The sequence below is a fragment of the Haliscomenobacter sp. genome (assembly GCF_965225875.1).
Classification (GTDB): domain Bacteria; phylum Bacteroidota; class Bacteroidia; order Chitinophagales; family Saprospiraceae; genus Haliscomenobacter.
In genome coordinates, this window is record NZ_CBDDBS010000003.1 from 180248 (window position 1) to 194446 (window position 14199).

The 14199-nt window shown below is 45.6% G+C and carries 28 protein-coding genes; 4 read left to right on the forward strand and 24 right to left on the reverse strand.

Features of this window, described 5'->3' with window-relative positions:
• Position 1: 1 nt before the first annotated feature.
• From ACO08K_RS21205 to ACO08K_RS21295, 19 genes are all read right to left on the reverse strand, one after another.
• Positions 2-1477, reverse strand: coding sequence for a hypothetical protein (locus tag ACO08K_RS21205; protein ID WP_421798470.1), 1476 nt, complete (start codon positions 1475-1477; stop codon positions 2-4).
• A gap of 3 nt (positions 1478-1480) precedes the next feature.
• Positions 1481-2011, reverse strand: coding sequence for a hypothetical protein (locus ACO08K_RS21210; protein ID WP_421798471.1), 531 nt, complete (start codon positions 2009-2011; stop codon positions 1481-1483).
• Positions 2012-2013: 2 nt separating this feature from the next.
• Positions 2014-2628 carry a hypothetical protein gene (locus ACO08K_RS21215; protein ID WP_421798472.1) on the reverse strand — a complete coding sequence of 205 codons (615 nt, stop codon included), beginning with the start codon at positions 2626-2628 and terminating at the stop codon, positions 2014-2016.
• A gap of 3 nt (positions 2629-2631) precedes the next feature.
• A complete protein-coding gene (locus tag ACO08K_RS21220; protein ID WP_421798473.1) occupies positions 2632-3165 on the reverse strand; it encodes a hypothetical protein in 534 nt (177 codons plus the stop codon).
• A 2-nt stretch (positions 3166-3167) separates the two neighbouring features.
• Entirely contained in the window at positions 3168-3638 is a 471-nt protein-coding gene (locus ACO08K_RS21225) for a hypothetical protein (protein ID WP_421798474.1), read from the reverse strand.
• A 6-nt stretch (positions 3639-3644) separates the two neighbouring features.
• Positions 3645-3860 (reverse strand): hypothetical protein, encoded by a 216-nt coding sequence (locus ACO08K_RS21230; RefSeq protein ID WP_421798475.1) that lies wholly within the window; start codon positions 3858-3860, stop codon positions 3645-3647.
• Position 3861: 1 nt separating this feature from the next.
• Positions 3862-4212, reverse strand: a complete 351-nt coding sequence (locus ACO08K_RS21235) for a hypothetical protein (protein WP_421798476.1) — start codon at positions 4210-4212, stop codon at positions 3862-3864.
• Positions 4209-4775, reverse strand: coding sequence for a peptidoglycan DD-metalloendopeptidase family protein (locus ACO08K_RS21240; RefSeq protein ID WP_421798477.1), 567 nt, complete (start codon positions 4773-4775; stop codon positions 4209-4211). Before ACO08K_RS21240 ends, ACO08K_RS21235 begins: the two co-directional genes overlap by 4 nt.
• The gene (locus ACO08K_RS21245) at positions 4747-4872 is read right to left on the reverse strand and encodes a hypothetical protein (RefSeq protein ID WP_421798478.1); all 126 of its coding nucleotides are present in this window, start codon (positions 4870-4872) and stop codon (positions 4747-4749) included. Before ACO08K_RS21245 ends, ACO08K_RS21240 begins: the two co-directional genes overlap by 29 nt.
• A gap of 11 nt (positions 4873-4883) precedes the next feature.
• On the reverse strand, positions 4884-5213 hold the full coding sequence (locus ACO08K_RS21250; RefSeq protein ID WP_421798479.1) for a hypothetical protein: 330 nt from the start codon (positions 5211-5213) through the stop codon (positions 4884-4886).
• 3 nt (positions 5214-5216) lie between these two features.
• Positions 5217-5387, reverse strand: coding sequence for a hypothetical protein (locus tag ACO08K_RS21255; protein WP_421798480.1), 171 nt, complete (start codon positions 5385-5387; stop codon positions 5217-5219).
• 22 nt (positions 5388-5409) lie between these two features.
• Entirely contained in the window at positions 5410-5544 is a 135-nt protein-coding gene (locus ACO08K_RS21260; RefSeq protein WP_421798481.1) for a hypothetical protein, read from the reverse strand.
• A complete protein-coding gene (locus tag ACO08K_RS21265; protein WP_421798482.1) occupies positions 5537-5665 on the reverse strand; it encodes a hypothetical protein in 129 nt (42 codons plus the stop codon). The genes ACO08K_RS21260 and ACO08K_RS21265 overlap by 8 nt, the downstream gene beginning before the upstream one ends.
• A 27-nt stretch (positions 5666-5692) precedes the next feature.
• A complete protein-coding gene (locus ACO08K_RS21270; RefSeq protein WP_421798483.1) occupies positions 5693-5824 on the reverse strand; it encodes a hypothetical protein in 132 nt (43 codons plus the stop codon).
• Between the two features lie 4 nt (positions 5825-5828).
• Positions 5829-6068, reverse strand: a complete 240-nt coding sequence (locus ACO08K_RS21275) for a hypothetical protein (RefSeq protein ID WP_421798484.1) — start codon at positions 6066-6068, stop codon at positions 5829-5831.
• A 20-nt stretch (positions 6069-6088) separates the two neighbouring features.
• On the reverse strand, positions 6089-6400 hold the full coding sequence (locus ACO08K_RS21280) for a hypothetical protein (protein WP_421798485.1): 312 nt from the start codon (positions 6398-6400) through the stop codon (positions 6089-6091).
• Positions 6401-6409: 9 nt separating this feature from the next.
• Positions 6410-6997, reverse strand: a complete 588-nt coding sequence (locus ACO08K_RS21285) for a hypothetical protein (RefSeq protein WP_421798486.1) — start codon at positions 6995-6997, stop codon at positions 6410-6412.
• A gap of 213 nt (positions 6998-7210) precedes the next feature.
• Complete coding sequence (locus tag ACO08K_RS21290; protein WP_421798487.1) at positions 7211-7639, reverse strand: hypothetical protein; 429 nt, start codon at positions 7637-7639, stop codon at positions 7211-7213.
• Positions 7636-7917, reverse strand: a complete 282-nt coding sequence (locus ACO08K_RS21295) for a hypothetical protein (protein ID WP_421798488.1) — start codon at positions 7915-7917, stop codon at positions 7636-7638. The genes ACO08K_RS21290 and ACO08K_RS21295 overlap by 4 nt, the downstream gene beginning before the upstream one ends.
• A 57-nt stretch (positions 7918-7974) precedes the next feature.
• Between ACO08K_RS21295 and ACO08K_RS21300 the strand changes: the two genes are divergently transcribed.
• The 4 genes from ACO08K_RS21300 to ACO08K_RS21315 are packed head-to-tail and all read left to right on the forward strand — an operon-like array spanning position 7975 to position 9625.
• Complete coding sequence (locus ACO08K_RS21300; protein ID WP_421798489.1) at positions 7975-8256, forward strand: hypothetical protein; 282 nt, start codon at positions 7975-7977, stop codon at positions 8254-8256.
• Complete coding sequence (locus tag ACO08K_RS21305) at positions 8246-8482, forward strand: hypothetical protein (RefSeq protein ID WP_421798490.1); 237 nt, start codon at positions 8246-8248, stop codon at positions 8480-8482. Before ACO08K_RS21300 ends, ACO08K_RS21305 begins: the two co-directional genes overlap by 11 nt.
• A 1-nt stretch (position 8483) precedes the next feature.
• On the forward strand, positions 8484-9011 hold the full coding sequence (locus ACO08K_RS21310; RefSeq protein WP_421798491.1) for a hypothetical protein: 528 nt from the start codon (positions 8484-8486) through the stop codon (positions 9009-9011).
• Positions 9011-9625, forward strand: a complete 615-nt coding sequence (locus ACO08K_RS21315) for a hypothetical protein (RefSeq protein ID WP_421798492.1) — start codon at positions 9011-9013, stop codon at positions 9623-9625. The genes ACO08K_RS21310 and ACO08K_RS21315 overlap by 1 nt, the downstream gene beginning before the upstream one ends.
• 306 nt (positions 9626-9931) lie before the next feature.
• On the opposite strand, the gene ACO08K_RS21320 is transcribed toward ACO08K_RS21315, so the two are convergent.
• From ACO08K_RS21320 to ACO08K_RS21340, 5 genes are all read right to left on the reverse strand, one after another.
• Positions 9932-10873 (reverse strand): S1 family peptidase, encoded by a 942-nt coding sequence (locus ACO08K_RS21320; protein WP_421798493.1) that lies wholly within the window; start codon positions 10871-10873, stop codon positions 9932-9934.
• 175 nt (positions 10874-11048) lie between these two features.
• Positions 11049-11648 carry a hypothetical protein gene (locus tag ACO08K_RS21325; RefSeq protein ID WP_421798494.1) on the reverse strand — a complete coding sequence of 200 codons (600 nt, stop codon included), beginning with the start codon at positions 11646-11648 and terminating at the stop codon, positions 11049-11051.
• Between the two features lie 262 nt (positions 11649-11910).
• Positions 11911-12606 carry a DNA cytosine methyltransferase gene (locus ACO08K_RS21330; protein ID WP_421798495.1) on the reverse strand — a complete coding sequence of 232 codons (696 nt, stop codon included), beginning with the start codon at positions 12604-12606 and terminating at the stop codon, positions 11911-11913.
• Positions 12603-13019, reverse strand: coding sequence for a hypothetical protein (locus ACO08K_RS21335; protein WP_421798496.1), 417 nt, complete (start codon positions 13017-13019; stop codon positions 12603-12605). Before ACO08K_RS21335 ends, ACO08K_RS21330 begins: the two co-directional genes overlap by 4 nt.
• Positions 13020-13439: 420 nt before the next feature.
• The gene (locus ACO08K_RS21340; protein WP_421798497.1) at positions 13440-14168 is read right to left on the reverse strand and encodes a hypothetical protein; all 729 of its coding nucleotides are present in this window, start codon (positions 14166-14168) and stop codon (positions 13440-13442) included.
• Positions 14169-14199: the final 31 nt, after the last annotated feature.

A 14199-nucleotide genomic window follows, 5' to 3' on the forward strand; every position in this document is an offset into this window, starting at 1 on the left:
GTTAGTAGTCTTGGATATGGTAAGAACAGGATACTGAAGTAGCGGTGACGGCTGCACCTGTAGCCGGGTTGAAAAACCTTACTTTGAAGCTTGTAGTGGTTTTGGTGTGGACTGATACAGTGTAGGACGTAGTGCCTTCTACGGTTACGTTTGTAGAGTAGGTTGCATCTGGCATGGTTGGGACGGTTACGGTTAGATCACCTGATCCGTCAGTGCTGGCGCTGGAAACTCCATTTTGGATGCGTAGCAGCGCTGGCGTAGTGGTGGTTCCATCGCCGGTTAAGAGGTGGATAGTTTTTGCACCGATAGTGGCTGATGGAGTGGCGTTAGCAAAATCATATTTACCATAAAACCGAATACCGTTAGTAGTTAGATCACTATATGGCATGGTGATTTTCAACCACTCCATAACTGAGTTATCTATATTAGTCTGTCGAACTGCAAAGGTCGGAATTTGATAATCTGGCATAGATTGGAATACTCCTATTCCACCCCAGGAGTTAGTAGAATCTCGACCAAGAAAAACCATGTATTTTGAACTGCTAGAAGAAAACGGGTTATAATTTTCGGTAAATCTCATTGCTACTGATGCACTTCTTTGGCCATTTGAAGTTAATTGTAAACCTGCTAGGGCATCAATGTTATCTCTACCATAAATTTGTGGACCCATGTAAGAACGTACATTTATTCCACTGGTTGCGTCCTTGGCAGCAACCGCCTCAATGCTTCTTCCAACTACAGCTTTTGTGGTGTATCCGGGATCAGATGTAGAAACCCAACCTGATACGGATGCAGAGAAAGGGGACAATTCGATCATTGTTCCTCTACCTTGATCTGCATTTAAAATTCCAACTGTCCCCCAATTCCAAGGACTGCTGTAGAAACCACTGGCCTTCCATGTGTTATTAAAGGGCCAATCGTTTGCCCTTGGGTGTGTACTTGCCCCAATAAAAATATCTTGATCAGCACTATATGCTTGTTTTATGTGTAATAAGTTACCATAAATAGTGTCTGTTTTGTATCGTGGCCACAACCCCTCCAAAATCTTCGCATTATGAACCCCGACCCGACTTGCCAGCGGTGCACTAATTCCATTACTGTTTTGTGGTGGAATCAGCGCCAGGCCATTACTAGTTTCCCGGCTAACAAATCCTGCACCCTTTGGTAAATGTGTTCCACCTCCAATTCGGCTAAGGTCTACTACTGCTTGTGTGCCAGTGCTGCTAATCACTCCAACTACAGCGTAACGTTTGCCGTTGTTGTCCCATGCAATATCACCAGTGTCGATGTTGGAAATAACGTAGAGCCCAGTTTGATCGGCAAAATTTTTGAGCGTCCCACGAATGTTTGGTCCATTGTTGGCGAAGCCGCTGAAATCGATTCGGCCATTAAATCCAGTAAGCGCTACGGACTGTGCTGAAGCGATAGATAGGATAAAGAACAAGCCCAGGAAGAGCGTAAATATTTTGGTTTTCATAGCTTAGAAAATCAATTTTATGGTGAATGGAGTTGGTAAAATATTGTTGATCCCAATTTCAGTGCTGGTGAGTCCACTAGCCGCTGAATTTGTTACAGGAATGCCCAACTCAGCAGCCGTGAACTGGTTGCCATCACTATCCAGGAAAAACACAAAAGGGCTAAAGGCTGTAATTAGTCCCTGGTTATAATCACTTGTATTCCAGGCGATATTCACCCTCATGTTTCCATCTTCATCCAACTCAGTTTCTGGGTCTACGATGCGAGTTTGTAGACTGGACAGGCTTTTGCCTTCAGGTACAGTAATTAAGTGGGTGCCAGGAAGAGACACGCCAGCTTCAATGCCAGGGCTTCCTTTAATGATCCAATCAAAGTCGATATAAATTGAATCACCGCTGCCACTTGCTGCGCTTTCGGTAAGAAATTGAAGAAGTTCCAGGATAGACACATCACCTTCAACCCCCTGCACCTTAAATTTCATGGCGTAGGCTCCAGCAATATTTCCGGTTATTGTTACAGGTGCAGTTAGTGGCATGGTTAAGCGTGTTTGATGCGTAAGATGGTTGGCTCGGTGGTGATGGTGTACAGGCCACCAATAAGTAAAGTGCCGTCTGCCTGTGCTGCTGCGGTATTGGCGTAACTGCGAACACCTTTTGCTACTACTTGATCCACATAGCAGGTCAGTGAGCTGTTTTCTGGATCACCATTGATGGGACCATGTGAGATTTGCGCATTGTCGGGACTGGCAGCAAATTGCCCGCCTTCATCTGATGTCAAGTCTAATACCTGGATCACTACTTCGTCAGGAAGGCAGGAAAGGAATTGACTGTTGGCTGCATTCGCGTTACTAACTGCAAAGTTTTTGCCTAGGCTGTCTTGTAGCATCCAGGCTTTATTCACAGTAGTGTCTAGGCCAATTTTTAAGAATTTATTAGTGTTGTCAATGGTGGTATCTTCAATCAATAGTCCACCTAAATACACCTTACTATCCTGAATGCGTAGGCCATTTTCAGCTTCAACTACCAAGGCTTCGCCATTGAGCAGGCGTTCTAAAATGTACAGCAGGCTGACTGGTTCGCTTTTGCCTTCGATCAAAAAACCGTCGTCTTTGTAGGCTCCACGAATAAGGCCCGTTATGGTAATTTCTGCCATGGCTTAAGGCGTTTTATCGAGGCCCAAATTCCTCATGGTTTTCAAAATCTTCATTTTCTTTTCCAGCACCGTTACCCTGGATTGTCCAACCACTTCAGAGTTGATGTAGTCGTACATGTTGCGACCAGGTGGAAAGATTTCACGCCATGCGCTATTCACTGCAATAAGCTTTTCAGTGGTATAACTCAGTAGAATGTCAAAAGCTTCTTCATCCTCATCGTACCAATCCCACAGCTTATTCAATAGGCTGTAGAGCTTGTTTGCTTGTTCTTTTGGGTTGAATCCTGGAATGTTTTTTGGCTTTGGCGTAGTGCCTGTGGTGGTGCCTCCAGTAGTGCGCGGTACAGTAGTGGTTCCCGTTCCGGTATTGGTTGGCGTGGTTGTAGTACTGGTTCCAGTGGTTCCAGTAGGTTCAGCTGGATTATCGCTTACCTTATTGCCAGTTGGCTTCATTTTAAACCACCCTTTTTCCTTACCTACCAAAAAAAGGATCAGCGCAAGGGCCAGCACTACCGTTAATTTCATCCATTTGCTCATGGTCAGAGATTTAAGCGGTCAAGTTTTGCAATGACCTTTTTCTTTTTTGCAATTCCATCTATACGGTACCAGGCCAATACTTCAGCATTGACCTGTTGGCGAAGGGTGGATTTTACCCCGGCCCAAAAATCGCCACCAGCGTATTTTTTGCGCCATTCATTGTGTACGAGGCGGGTTTCGTTGTCGCTGTAGTTTAGAATGGTATCAAAAGCTTGTTCATCTTCGCCACCAGCATCCCAGGTCATACTTAGCAGGTCAGCTAATTTGCTCGCTTCGTTGGCCGGGTTGAATCCGCTGCGCGGTTTTGGGGCACTTGGATCGAGATCAACCTCATCCCCTTCCATTTTTGGACGGTCCCAAATTTTCAGGCGTTTGCCGATCAAATAAACGGCCACAATCAGCGCCAGGACCAGCACCACGTTAAGCGGCTTACGGTAGTTCATCGGCACGAAATTGGGATATTGTAGCTGCATGGTTGCTTACTTTTTGCGGGTAATGCTGAAGATGATGGCACCCAGGATGACCACAAAAACCACAACCCCGGAGATGATCACCGTTTGGGTGCGTTTGTCCTGATCCTGGAAATCTTTTGGGCTCAAGTAATCCGGCAAACGGCCATATTTGGCGGCTTTGCCAGCTGACAACCAATCAAAGATGCTTCCAATGCCCTGGGCTACTGCGCTTACTGGGTCCATCTTATTTGCGGTTTACAAGCCAAAGAATGAGCAGGCCCGCTACAATGAGCACACCAAGCCCAATGAAAATTGGCTGTGTTTCTTTGAAATCCTGGTTGTTTTCTTCACGGCTTTTGAGTGGGTCCAGCACATCGATCATGCTCGATCCTGTTTTGGGGCAAGGATCAAAGCCATACATCAGCATGACTTGGCTTTGATCAATCCATTTGCCACTGCACAGGTATTCTTCTTTGCTGATGTTGGAATTGGAATCACAGGCTTTTCCAAAACCTCTTTCCAATTCCGGCAGGCCAGAAAAATAACCTTTGCCCCTGCGCTTGCACTTGCATTTTTCTCCACAAAAAAGGCTCATGATTCTGTTTTTAAGTACGGTGCAGGGTCCACTTTCACCCAAACGCCCAATTGATTTTCATGCACTTCTACGTGCAGATGTGCCGGCACAGCGGCCCCGTATTTGAGGCTGATGTTTTGGCAGGTGCCCAGGGCTTCACCTGGTTCAACCATCTTCCCCACTATGCCCGATTTGGGCTGCATGTACATGATTTTTACCAGTAAAGCGGGGTTGACTTCCAGGACTACGCCAGAAAAGCGGCTATCATCTTCGTAGGGCACAGATAGGCGAATGATTTTACCCGCAAATGGGGCTGTGACCAGGGCACCAGGGGTGCACAATATGTCTTGACCTTTGTGTGTGCCTACTCCGCTGGATCGGTTGCGTGTGGCACCAAAGTGCCCACAACCGCCTGTATCGCATTCGCGAAGTGTTTGTTTGCCGTTGAAAAGTGTAATGGGCTGCATCCCTTGAGTTTTGAGCTTAAAGAGCAAAAAGCCAAGTTTGCGCACAAGGATCAGCAGGAAGAGTACCACCCCGCCAATGATCCACCATTTATTCACCTTCCTGGCAAGTACACTCACTTTTCTTTTTGTTGTTCTTGTAGTTGTTGTAGTTGATCCACAGGCCAGCTACAGCAATTGCAATCATGATGTACGGATAGAATTTTTCGATTTTCATGATCCGGTAGTTTATGATGCTTCGTCAGCAATGGTCAAATCAGGCAGGCCCACAAAGTTGTTGCCGCTGTCTTTTACCATGTTCAGATCGGCACCGGCCAAACCCGTTTTGATTACCCGGCTACCTTTGGCGCGGTAGTAATCAGCCAACTCGATGAGGGCACCAGTTGTGATCTGAATCAAAGGATTGCCAGCACCTTTCAAGATGCCAGTAATGGTGGTGCTCGCAGGCGTTTTGATGTGCTCTGCCAAGGTCACAATGCTATTGTTAGAGCGTTTGACCATGATCTGATTTGCGCCCTTCAGTGGCACAGTGATCGTTCCAGAGGATGCGGAAGCCATAGGTTATGCCAGTTTGCGCAGCAGTCCGGCAGCTTCACCGGATGGCGTGGTTTTGGTAATGATGTTTCCAGCGTCATCGACTCCCACAGCATCAGCATCTTTTTTCTTTTTCTGCTGATAGTAATAAACTGCGGCGCCGATCAATCCGATCACCGCTGCGATGATCAGGATCATTTTTGTTTTTTTGCTCAACATGCTATTTGATGAGTTTGGCATGTACAGTCAGTGCGGCCAGCATTGCCAGGAAGATGGCCACAAAGAGGATAATGCTGATTTTGATCCCACTGTCGATCAATTCACGCTTGATGGGATCGAATAGGATGTTACCCATTTTCTTTGAGTTTCTTCTGATAGCGTTTCTCCAGGTAGGTATCGGCTACGATTACGCCCAGGGCTACACTCACTACCAGGAGCAGGCCAAATACGGCCCAATGCATTTTGGTGAATTCCATGTGATGCGGATTTTGTAGGAGAATGAATTAAGAGCCTTTTTTATCCTGGCCAATAAAGGCGTCAGGGTCAAAGCCCATCCAAAGGATAATCAACACTCCTGCGAGGATCAGCACCACATTGATGCTTATGCTTACCCGTCCGGTTACTGCCTGTGCCATGTGCTTAGATTTTGATCCATTTGAGCTTCAGCGCCAGCACCAGCAGTGCCGCTACCCCTACCGAAATCCAAAAAGCCTGCATGGCCTGCTTTTTATTGGCAGGGTCTACTTTTTGTTCTAATACAGTTGTGGGCCGGGCTTCTGATGTAGAGGCTGCAACTTGTCGAATGTCTGGTTTTTCGCGTACCGTCAGGGTTGCGCCAGCTTTGTAGTTGCTTACTACGCCCAGGGCGTTGTTTTTCATTACGTTTCGTTGCGCAATCATTATTTTTTCTTCTTAAGGATGAAAAAAACGGTTACTGCGATCGCCACCAGTGCCAGTACCAGCAGCAGCATGTTATTGCGGCGTTGTTGCTGGATGTATACGGTTTCTTGGTAGCACCCTGGTCGATTTGGATTAATGGTGCAAAGCGTTTTGTTGACTACATCCAGGGCGTTGCTTGCGCCGCCGCCATTGATGAAATCGCCCACATTTTTGCCTGCATTTTTAAGCCAATCGCCAAACCCGCCTCCCTTCTTGGAAGGCGGGTTTTCGTTGGGTTCACCAAAAGAAAGTGGTTCGTCGTAGTAATACATGGCTGTTGATTAGCGCTGACGCCCAAATTCAGCGTTTTGATAGAAACTCAAGGTGCATTTGATGCCAGGTTCTTGAGTGTACACAAAGGCAGTGCGGTGAGTCACGATCATGTTCACATCAAAGGTGTTGATGTTCTCCTGATACTGCTGCTCAGAAACGCCCATTTCCGGGAAGATGGTTTTGACCAGCTGGCAACCAGTACCACGGGAAGATTCAAAAATTTCCAGCTTGCGGCCATACTGCGCGCCTGCTTTGGTTTTGTCATTCACCGTCATTTTCATGATGTCGATGCTGGCACCTACGTGCGCAATATCGTTCAAGGTGAATTGGTAATGATCGGTAAGGCTGTCGATTTTAACTGCCAATGGCATTGCATAGCCATTGATCAGTTGGTAGCCCTGCGCAGCATCAAAAATCACAATCTTGGTGGGAGTGGTAATGCCTGAATCAGTGGTATCAACCAGGATCGAGAAAAAAGGTGAGGTTTCAATCACTGCCTGGTTTGCTCCGTTTGGGCTGCTGATTGGCGTTACAGTCGGTGCATTGACCATATTTTGAGGCTGCACCATAACAAGTCCACGACGATTTTGTAACATGGTTCTTTTTTTTGGTAAAAAATTTGCGTCTCGCTTTAGGTCACAATGTTAGCGTGGTGTGGAACGGATTAAAATAAAGTAGCATAAGGGCTACCGCTATTAAGTATGGGCGCGGTAAAGTGCACAGCATCGAGGGTGCCGGACACAAAAAAGGCCAGCAGTGCGCACTGCTGGCCGAATGGTGACACCTCCATTGGTTTCACTCCTTCATAATCACTTTTCTTTCTGCTGCTGATCCTTCAGCGCTTCGTATTTCTTTAAGATGGCATCATAGGTTTTACCTGCTTCCAGTACATTCCTTTGCTGGTCCTGAATGATGACCAGGCCACCTTCGCGCAGCTCCACGAAGTAGGTTTTTTTATTGTGTACCATTGGCGTCATGTTAAGCACCTTATTGCGGGGTGCTGGCGCGGCTCCTGGTTGGCTATTGTGGGCAATTGGTCCATTTTGCTTCAAGTACTCATGTACAGCATGAAACATTTCGTACAGCGTAGCGGTGCCAGGCGTTTTGAGACTGGGCAAAGTGATGGTTTCTCCAGTATCCACCACCTGCACTGTAAGCGCCAGGTGAACAGGTAATGGCTGATCATTTTCACCGACAAAGTGCCGATTGAAAAAGTCGCGGATTTCGTCAGCGCTCATAGGATACCCTCTTCAATGGTTTCGTAATTCAGGATGTACCCAGTGGCATTGATGCCAGTTAGGGAAAGCACCTGATTCTTTTTGCCTTGCTTCCATTCCTTTTTTCGCTCCGTTATTTGCTTAAGGAAATCCTCTTCTTTATCCAGGGGCATTGGTTCCCGGCATAAAATGCGAAGATGTGCTTTCCAGTCTTCACCAAACACTGCGGTTTTGGTTACGTCGGCATCGATGCGGGTACGTGCTTCATTGATAATCAGGTTTTCAATCTTAAGTGCCATAGTGTGGTATTGTTGTTTGTAACTATTTTGATTACTTTTGTTACAAATGTACGCAAAATGGTGATGTATGGCACTTATTTAAGTTATCGTGTTTTTGAATTTTTTCTTAAGGAGAAAGGCAATTACACTGTACAAGAACTAGCGGCAAAACTGATGCCTGATGAGCTGGCCACCAAGCGCCAGCGTACCAATGCCTACAACCGGGTGCGCAGGTGCTGCGAACAGCTGGTATTTGAGCAAAAATTGCTTAAGGAATCCACCCACATTGACAATAATCTTTTTGCTTATAAATACTCAATCCATAGCTATGAATCTAAGCGCACTGAAGATGGTGATTAAACCATTCATGCCAGCTTTCCGGCAGTACCTTGATCAGATGGCAGCGCCAGTAGACCAAGGGGGCTACCTTCAACCAGGTGACAACATGGTAGGCATTACTTTGTATCAGGACTCCAAAGGGGTAAAAATCGCAGCAATGAGCTACAGATTTGACTCCAGTGGAGAAACGCCAGTGATCACCGTGACCAGCATTAATAAGATTGGCAACTTTGAAAGCTTAAAATAAAATGGACCAGAACGACATCACCACCAACCCAGCTGGTGGCACTGAGGGCTTGGGCGATTTCATCAGTGATATGAAGCGACCACGGGAGCAGATCGATGCACCGGATTTTGAGATAGAGGATGCCGAAATAGAGGGCGAAGAAGGTGGCGATGCTGGAGCAGGTGACGACCAGGGTAGCGAGTACCAGAATGAAGCGCTGATGGCAATCCTGTTGATCGATTCTGGCGTGGGGATCCTGGGAACCCTGATCAGTGGATTGCCTGCGGACCGTTACCAAAAGTTTACGGAACGCAAGCCACCAAAACACTACCTGAATGCCACAGCGGCATTGATCGAGAAATACAGCCTACAAGGCGCATTGAGTCCCGAGATGGTATTTTTGATTGCGCTGGTGAGCGTATACAGCGGATCAGTAAGCAAAGCGATGGCAGATAGGGCTGCTGTGGTCAAAAAAGCCAAGCAGGAAGCTGAGCAGCAGGAAAAAGAACGGCTAAGGGCTGAGGTATTGGCAGCTAAAGAAGCACGATAATGAGTAAGGGTAAAGCGGTAAACCATCGAGATGCACAGGTGACCATCCTGATGGCCAGGAACGGGACAGGAAAGAGCACCCTGGTCAAAACCATAGCTGATGCCCTGGGTGGAAAAATCGTGGTAGTAACCATGAACGGCATGCCCGAAATATGGCGGCCCTACCCTGCTATAGATGTGAGCAAAAAGGAAGATTGGGCCAGCTGGGAAACGGGCATCAGGCAGGTGTACTACATGCAGCATGAAAAGGACACATTCCGGTACATTCACCGGTATTTTAGAAACGGGATTTTGATTCTGGATGATTGCCGCAACTACATATCGAGCAACCTGGACAATCAGGAGCACCTTAAGCACTTATTAATCGACTTTCGCCACAAAATGATGGACTTGTTTTTTGTGGTGCATAGTCCTGGCCAGGTGCCCAGGCAGGTGTGGACCTTTTACAGTAATGTGTGGGTAGGTGCTACAGATGCGCTCCTATCTAAGTCGATTGGAATTGATAGTGGAGAAAGGATCATTGCTGCGCAGCGGGAAGTGAATGAGCGGTACAGGCTGGCGCTGGAGAAAGCGGATGGCAGCCACTACGGAATTTTCAAATTGATTCGTCCTTAGGTTCTATCTTTTAGACGTGATATTTTTGTGTGAGCCTGGTCACTATCTTCTGACCAGGCTCTTTTTTTATGTCCTTTCCCTTTCTCTTTTATTCTTTATAGTGGCAAATGTGGCATTATTGGCCAAAACTCGCTGTAAGCCTTTTAAATACTGGGTTTTTTGAGTGCCACATGCTTGGCCAAGCGGTGGCCAAATGGCCAAAATTCTTGTGATTTAGACTTGTGGATAATCAAAGCTGTGACCTTTGACCCCGTAATCTGAATAGTCAATAATAATGTTTCTTTTATTGAGAAACTTATTAGGGCATTAGTATTTATTGGTTTCAATCAACATTTTGGTTTTGTCTAGTAAGATTTTAACGTTATGTGCGGTTTCAATAATACCAATTCCGACAGATTCCATCGTGAAAAAGTTATTCCCTAATGTATCTAAAACCACCTTGCCATTTTGATCAATTAATACAGTAGGTGCTTGTTTTTTTGCTGAAACTATTCCAAGAAATTTTGGAGTTTCACCTACGACAATGTTTCCAAACTTATCCATTGGCGAAGGCACTTTAATAACAGGTCCACCACTATTTCCCGGATAAAGATCACTATCGACTAAAATGATATTACTTTCTGGAGAAGAAGGAGATACCCATGAAACAATTCCGTTCCTAACCAAAGCCTTTGTCTGAAAACTAGGTTCAACAATGCCCGGGTATCCAAAAATAAACAATTGGGCTCCTTCAAAATAATCATCTTTAGAAGCAAATAACCTATATGGAAAAATAATAAGATCTGAAATTCCTAACTTTTCCTCTAAGTTTAAAAGTGGTAAACATGCAAGATCGGTAGATTTGTTATCCGGTTCTATCCATAATTTTTTTCCGTTTTTTCTAAGAGGTATTTCTACCCCCAAATTTTTATGAAGTTCTTCATTTTGAAATCTAAACAATCGCAGATTGATTTTATCAGGGGTCCATTTGTCAGGAACATTTTCCAATACATGTTTAGCTGTAATTAAACATGGAATTGTCTTGTTATGGGCGTTAACATAAAAAATCATTCCTGAACCAACAACACTGAAATAATTTATTGATTGGTTGTTGCCGATATCAGCTTTTGCTATTTTGCCTAAAGAAACGATTGACTCTTGATATGAGCTGAGCCATGGCTTTTTTTGGTCTTGGTTTGCAATTTGAGCAGTCATGGAATACTGAATGAAAAAAAAAGCAAACATAGATGCTAATGAAATTTTTTGCATATAAATAAATTTAAATAAATTTTTTTATTAAAATGTGTTTGCTTTTATCGCAAACGTTCTTTTAACAAAGTTAACTCTTATGAACATTAATTACAACTTAAATTCAGAATAGAAAAATAGTTGGGTTTATGGCCTTTTGTATTTCTCTCTTAGAGAGGACAATAAGTCAATAATTTCATAAACGTGGATTAAAATCATGTTGCTCAAATAGCGTGTAACTGAACTTATTCCCCCACTCCTTTGCCGCGAAATTCACAATGGCCATAAAACGGTTAAAATCGCTGTCTCTTTTGAAGACCTGGCACAAGTATGACCATTCGTTTACAAGTGGCGTATCTCGCAGCGCCTTGTGGATATTGGCTCCAAAGAAGTCTTCTTCGATGGTGGCCGGATCGAGGTCAAAAGCATTGTCGCGGTCGTTGTCTCGATAGGCGCGCACTTTGCCCAGGCGCTGGCAAAGCGCATCGTACTTGCCTTGGTGTTTATCGATCTTGTAAGCGCCCAGGTATTGATCCGGAACCAGGATGCCAGTGCCCTTCACGTTTTTGGGCATCCGCAATGCTGGTCCACCTGGTTTGGTGGTGCCTGGCCACTGGTATAGCTGCCATTCGTTCCATTCATTGCGGTATAGGACGCAAAGGAAGTCACTGAAGGTGTTCACAGGACCGTTGTTGCGCACTCCGAAGATGTTCAAATTGAACTTTTTGCCGGAGTCGAAAAAGCGGTAGTTCTTTTGCTCGAAGGTGGTGGCGATGGTTTTGGCTACGGTGTTCATGGTTTATTTATTGACTTGTTGTGCGCAGAATTCTACGCTTAAAATGTACTGTTCTGATTTCCCTTTTTCATCGATCACATCTACCACCATTCTCGGTTGTCTCAACAATTCCCATGCATCTGTGATGTGTATCCATTTCCTTATTGCGTAGCCTCTTGCGGCATGCCAATGCCCTAATCCATGCACTTTGTCTTGAATGCTTGTTTCGCATTCGATTACGGTATAAACTGGCCTGCATGCTTCGCTTTTAGGGTGAAAGTCTTTACAGTTTGTACATTGCTTGAGGTCCATAGCTTTTGGCTTTTACTTGTTCAAAAATGGCCTCACCTATCCATTGGGTGTAGGCTGGTGGAATGGCTTCGCGCATGCCTTCACAGTCCATCCAGTCAATGTCCATGGCATAGGCCCACGTGGCTTGCACTGATTCTTTTTTAAAGTTGGGCATGGCATCACCAGAGGATTTACGGTAGGCACCTTTGCCAAAGATGCTTACTGCTTCGCCCCTTCTCACAATCCCTTTGCTGATTGTTGGTTTGTATGGATTCATGATCCAGAGCCCGCCACCTAATTCAAACCAGCGCCAGCGAACCACATGCAGGCCAAACATGCGGCCAGATAGTTTCACGTCGGCGCGCATTGGTGATCCAGGTACGTTTTCGATGATGTAAGGCTTTCCAGACTTTTCGAGCAGTTCCCGGGTAATGGGCAATAGGTCGGCGTATTCCTTGGTGTCTCTGAATTGTGCGGTGGATCGGCTGTAGCCCTGGCATGGTGGCGATGCTGCAATAACGTCGTATTCGTGGCCATGGGCTTGTAAGAACTCCAGGGCATCGGCCTGGTGGAATTCGTAGGGGTATCGAGGTTGTGGGTCTTTGTCTACACCGGTCACGGTGAAGCCTGCGCGGTGATAGCCTACTGAGCAGCCACCTTGTTTGCAGAAGAGGTCCAATAACTTCATACTGGATTCACTTTAGCCGCATGTTTGCCCGTTGCGCTCACTCCTTTCAACGAAGTCAACAAATCCTGATCCACCAACTCAACATCACCAAGGATGTAGTTCAAGAACTTGATTTGATGCACCAGCACATCCGGTTTGAATTCTTTTTCGAGTTCTTTCTGCTTAAGCTTTCGGTAGTCTGCATACTCGATTTTGGCCACTTCTTTTTTGTAGCCCAGGTATTTGCTGAATTTTGTGGTGGTATCTTCAAGTTGCTTTGCCAAAAAATCAGCTTTTGCATCATTGATCACCGATTTTGCCGAAAAACAAAGCTCTCTGATTTTGGAAAGCTTCGCGATTTCTCGCTTACTTCCCAAAATCATCAGAGCTTCAATTCTCGCTATATCGGTATCGATTTGAGCGATGGTTCTCATGGTAGCATCATTAGCAAGTCATCCCAATACTGAATCAATGCGTACACAATTAGTACAAAGTATAGCACTTGTCGACGTGCCTGGCGCTGAATTGCGCTTATTTCATCGGCTGTATAGCGTTTATCGTAAGCCATGACGGTGATGTTTTTTGGAAGAAAAAGAAGCGGCACTACACCGCTTCCAAACTTATAGAGGTTTCAAAATCAATCTTACTGTCGTTCAATAGTCCTTTGTAGTAGGCAATCCATGTTTGATTGTTCTGGATTGCGTCCAAGGTCCGTTGGTTCGTTGGTCGTCCTGATCGATCATTTGCGAGCTGGATTTGGACGTGGCGCGCATGGCGTTTTAGGTACAGTTTCAGGCGTTGTTTTAGCTGCCTTTCGTCCAAAATTTCGTGTTTTTCGTGTGCTATAAAGGGTACTAAGGGTTGTGGTGATTCAGGTTGTAGCCGTTCGTGCCGTTCGTACTGTGCCCCATGTTTGCCGTCGCTTGTTTTGGGCGGATAGGGGCTTGGCCGTTTCCCTGTTTCAAAAACTTCACCTGATTTCTAAGCTCTTCAGCTTCATCATCCATAATGATCATCATCCTTCTGATTTTCTGAAGTTCATCTTTGAGGTTCTCTGCTGGATCGGGTAGGGGATTAGCGTTTTGGTTTTGCTGCTGCTGTGCAATCTGCTGCACCAATGCCCCGGAACTACCTTGCTTGTGGGTCATGCCGAATGCCTTTGCACCTTCATCGATAAAGCCCATTTCCAGGATATACCCAAACGCGATCACCATGGTGCCAAATAGAAATACACTCCAAAAGCCAGAATCTTTGAGGCCCATGTTTTGCAAACTGTAGGCCAATTCTGCCACACTGACCACTGTGGCAAGGGTGGCAATCGCTTCAGGAATCCTGGACCTGGTGCCCAGTGGATTCAGGAAGTTTTTGAACACCACTGCAAAGCGACCATACTGGATAGCCAATGCCGTTGGAATACTCACGTACAAGGGCAGATGGATGGTGTACACATTCAGCCCAGCGGTGATCAAGTAGGTCACAATGATGCCGTAGAACGTTATCCTTGGCATGCGGGCAGTGATCCCGTCAAAAATTTCAGCAAATGCCGGGTTGACAAATTGCTGATTTGTTGTAATTTGTGCCATGATTGACATTTTAATGTTGGTTAAACAATGC

Coding starts and splice junctions, on each gene's coding strand:
- ACO08K_RS21205 (WP_421798470.1), bottom strand. CDS start 1,477: ATGAAAACCAAAATATTTACGCTCTTCCTGGGCTTGTTCTTTATCCTA.
- ACO08K_RS21210 (WP_421798471.1), bottom strand. CDS start 2,011: ATGCCACTAACTGCACCTGTAACAATAACCGGAAATATTGCTGGAGCC.
- ACO08K_RS21215 (WP_421798472.1), bottom strand. CDS start 2,628: ATGGCAGAAATTACCATAACGGGCCTTATTCGTGGAGCCTACAAAGAC.
- ACO08K_RS21220 (WP_421798473.1), bottom strand. CDS start 3,165: ATGAGCAAATGGATGAAATTAACGGTAGTGCTGGCCCTTGCGCTGATC.
- ACO08K_RS21225 (WP_421798474.1), bottom strand. CDS start 3,638: ATGCAGCTACAATATCCCAATTTCGTGCCGATGAACTACCGTAAGCCG.
- ACO08K_RS21230 (WP_421798475.1), bottom strand. CDS start 3,860: ATGGACCCAGTAAGCGCAGTAGCCCAGGGCATTGGAAGCATCTTTGAT.
- ACO08K_RS21235 (WP_421798476.1), bottom strand. CDS start 4,212: ATGAGCCTTTTTTGTGGAGAAAAATGCAAGTGCAAGCGCAGGGGCAAA.
- ACO08K_RS21245 (WP_421798478.1), bottom strand. CDS start 4,872: ATGAAAATCGAAAAATTCTATCCGTACATCATGATTGCAATTGCTGTA.
- ACO08K_RS21250 (WP_421798479.1), bottom strand. CDS start 5,213: ATGGCTTCCGCATCCTCTGGAACGATCACTGTGCCACTGAAGGGCGCA.
- ACO08K_RS21255 (WP_421798480.1), bottom strand. CDS start 5,387: ATGATCCTGATCATCGCAGCGGTGATCGGATTGATCGGCGCCGCAGTT.
- ACO08K_RS21260 (WP_421798481.1), bottom strand. CDS start 5,544: ATGGGTAACATCCTATTCGATCCCATCAAGCGTGAATTGATCGACAGT.
- ACO08K_RS21265 (WP_421798482.1), bottom strand. CDS start 5,665: ATGGAATTCACCAAAATGCATTGGGCCGTATTTGGCCTGCTCCTGGTA.
- ACO08K_RS21270 (WP_421798483.1), bottom strand. CDS start 5,824: ATGGCACAGGCAGTAACCGGACGGGTAAGCATAAGCATCAATGTGGTG.
- ACO08K_RS21275 (WP_421798484.1), bottom strand. CDS start 6,068: ATGAAAAACAACGCCCTGGGCGTAGTAAGCAACTACAAAGCTGGCGCA.
- ACO08K_RS21280 (WP_421798485.1), bottom strand. CDS start 6,400: ATGTATTACTACGACGAACCACTTTCTTTTGGTGAACCCAACGAAAAC.
- ACO08K_RS21285 (WP_421798486.1), bottom strand. CDS start 6,997: ATGTTACAAAATCGTCGTGGACTTGTTATGGTGCAGCCTCAAAATATG.
- ACO08K_RS21290 (WP_421798487.1), bottom strand. CDS start 7,639: ATGAGCGCTGACGAAATCCGCGACTTTTTCAATCGGCACTTTGTCGGT.
- ACO08K_RS21295 (WP_421798488.1), bottom strand. CDS start 7,917: ATGGCACTTAAGATTGAAAACCTGATTATCAATGAAGCACGTACCCGC.
- ACO08K_RS21300 (WP_421798489.1), top strand. CDS start 7,975: ATGGTGATGTATGGCACTTATTTAAGTTATCGTGTTTTTGAATTTTTT.
- ACO08K_RS21305 (WP_421798490.1), top strand. CDS start 8,246: ATGGTGATTAAACCATTCATGCCAGCTTTCCGGCAGTACCTTGATCAG.
- ACO08K_RS21310 (WP_421798491.1), top strand. CDS start 8,484: ATGGACCAGAACGACATCACCACCAACCCAGCTGGTGGCACTGAGGGC.
- ACO08K_RS21315 (WP_421798492.1), top strand. CDS start 9,011: ATGAGTAAGGGTAAAGCGGTAAACCATCGAGATGCACAGGTGACCATC.
- ACO08K_RS21320 (WP_421798493.1), bottom strand. CDS start 10,873: ATGCAAAAAATTTCATTAGCATCTATGTTTGCTTTTTTTTTCATTCAG.
- ACO08K_RS21325 (WP_421798494.1), bottom strand. CDS start 11,648: ATGAACACCGTAGCCAAAACCATCGCCACCACCTTCGAGCAAAAGAAC.
- ACO08K_RS21330 (WP_421798495.1), bottom strand. CDS start 12,606: ATGAAGTTATTGGACCTCTTCTGCAAACAAGGTGGCTGCTCAGTAGGC.
- ACO08K_RS21335 (WP_421798496.1), bottom strand. CDS start 13,019: ATGAGAACCATCGCTCAAATCGATACCGATATAGCGAGAATTGAAGCT.
- ACO08K_RS21340 (WP_421798497.1), bottom strand. CDS start 14,168: ATGGCACAAATTACAACAAATCAGCAATTTGTCAACCCGGCATTTGCT.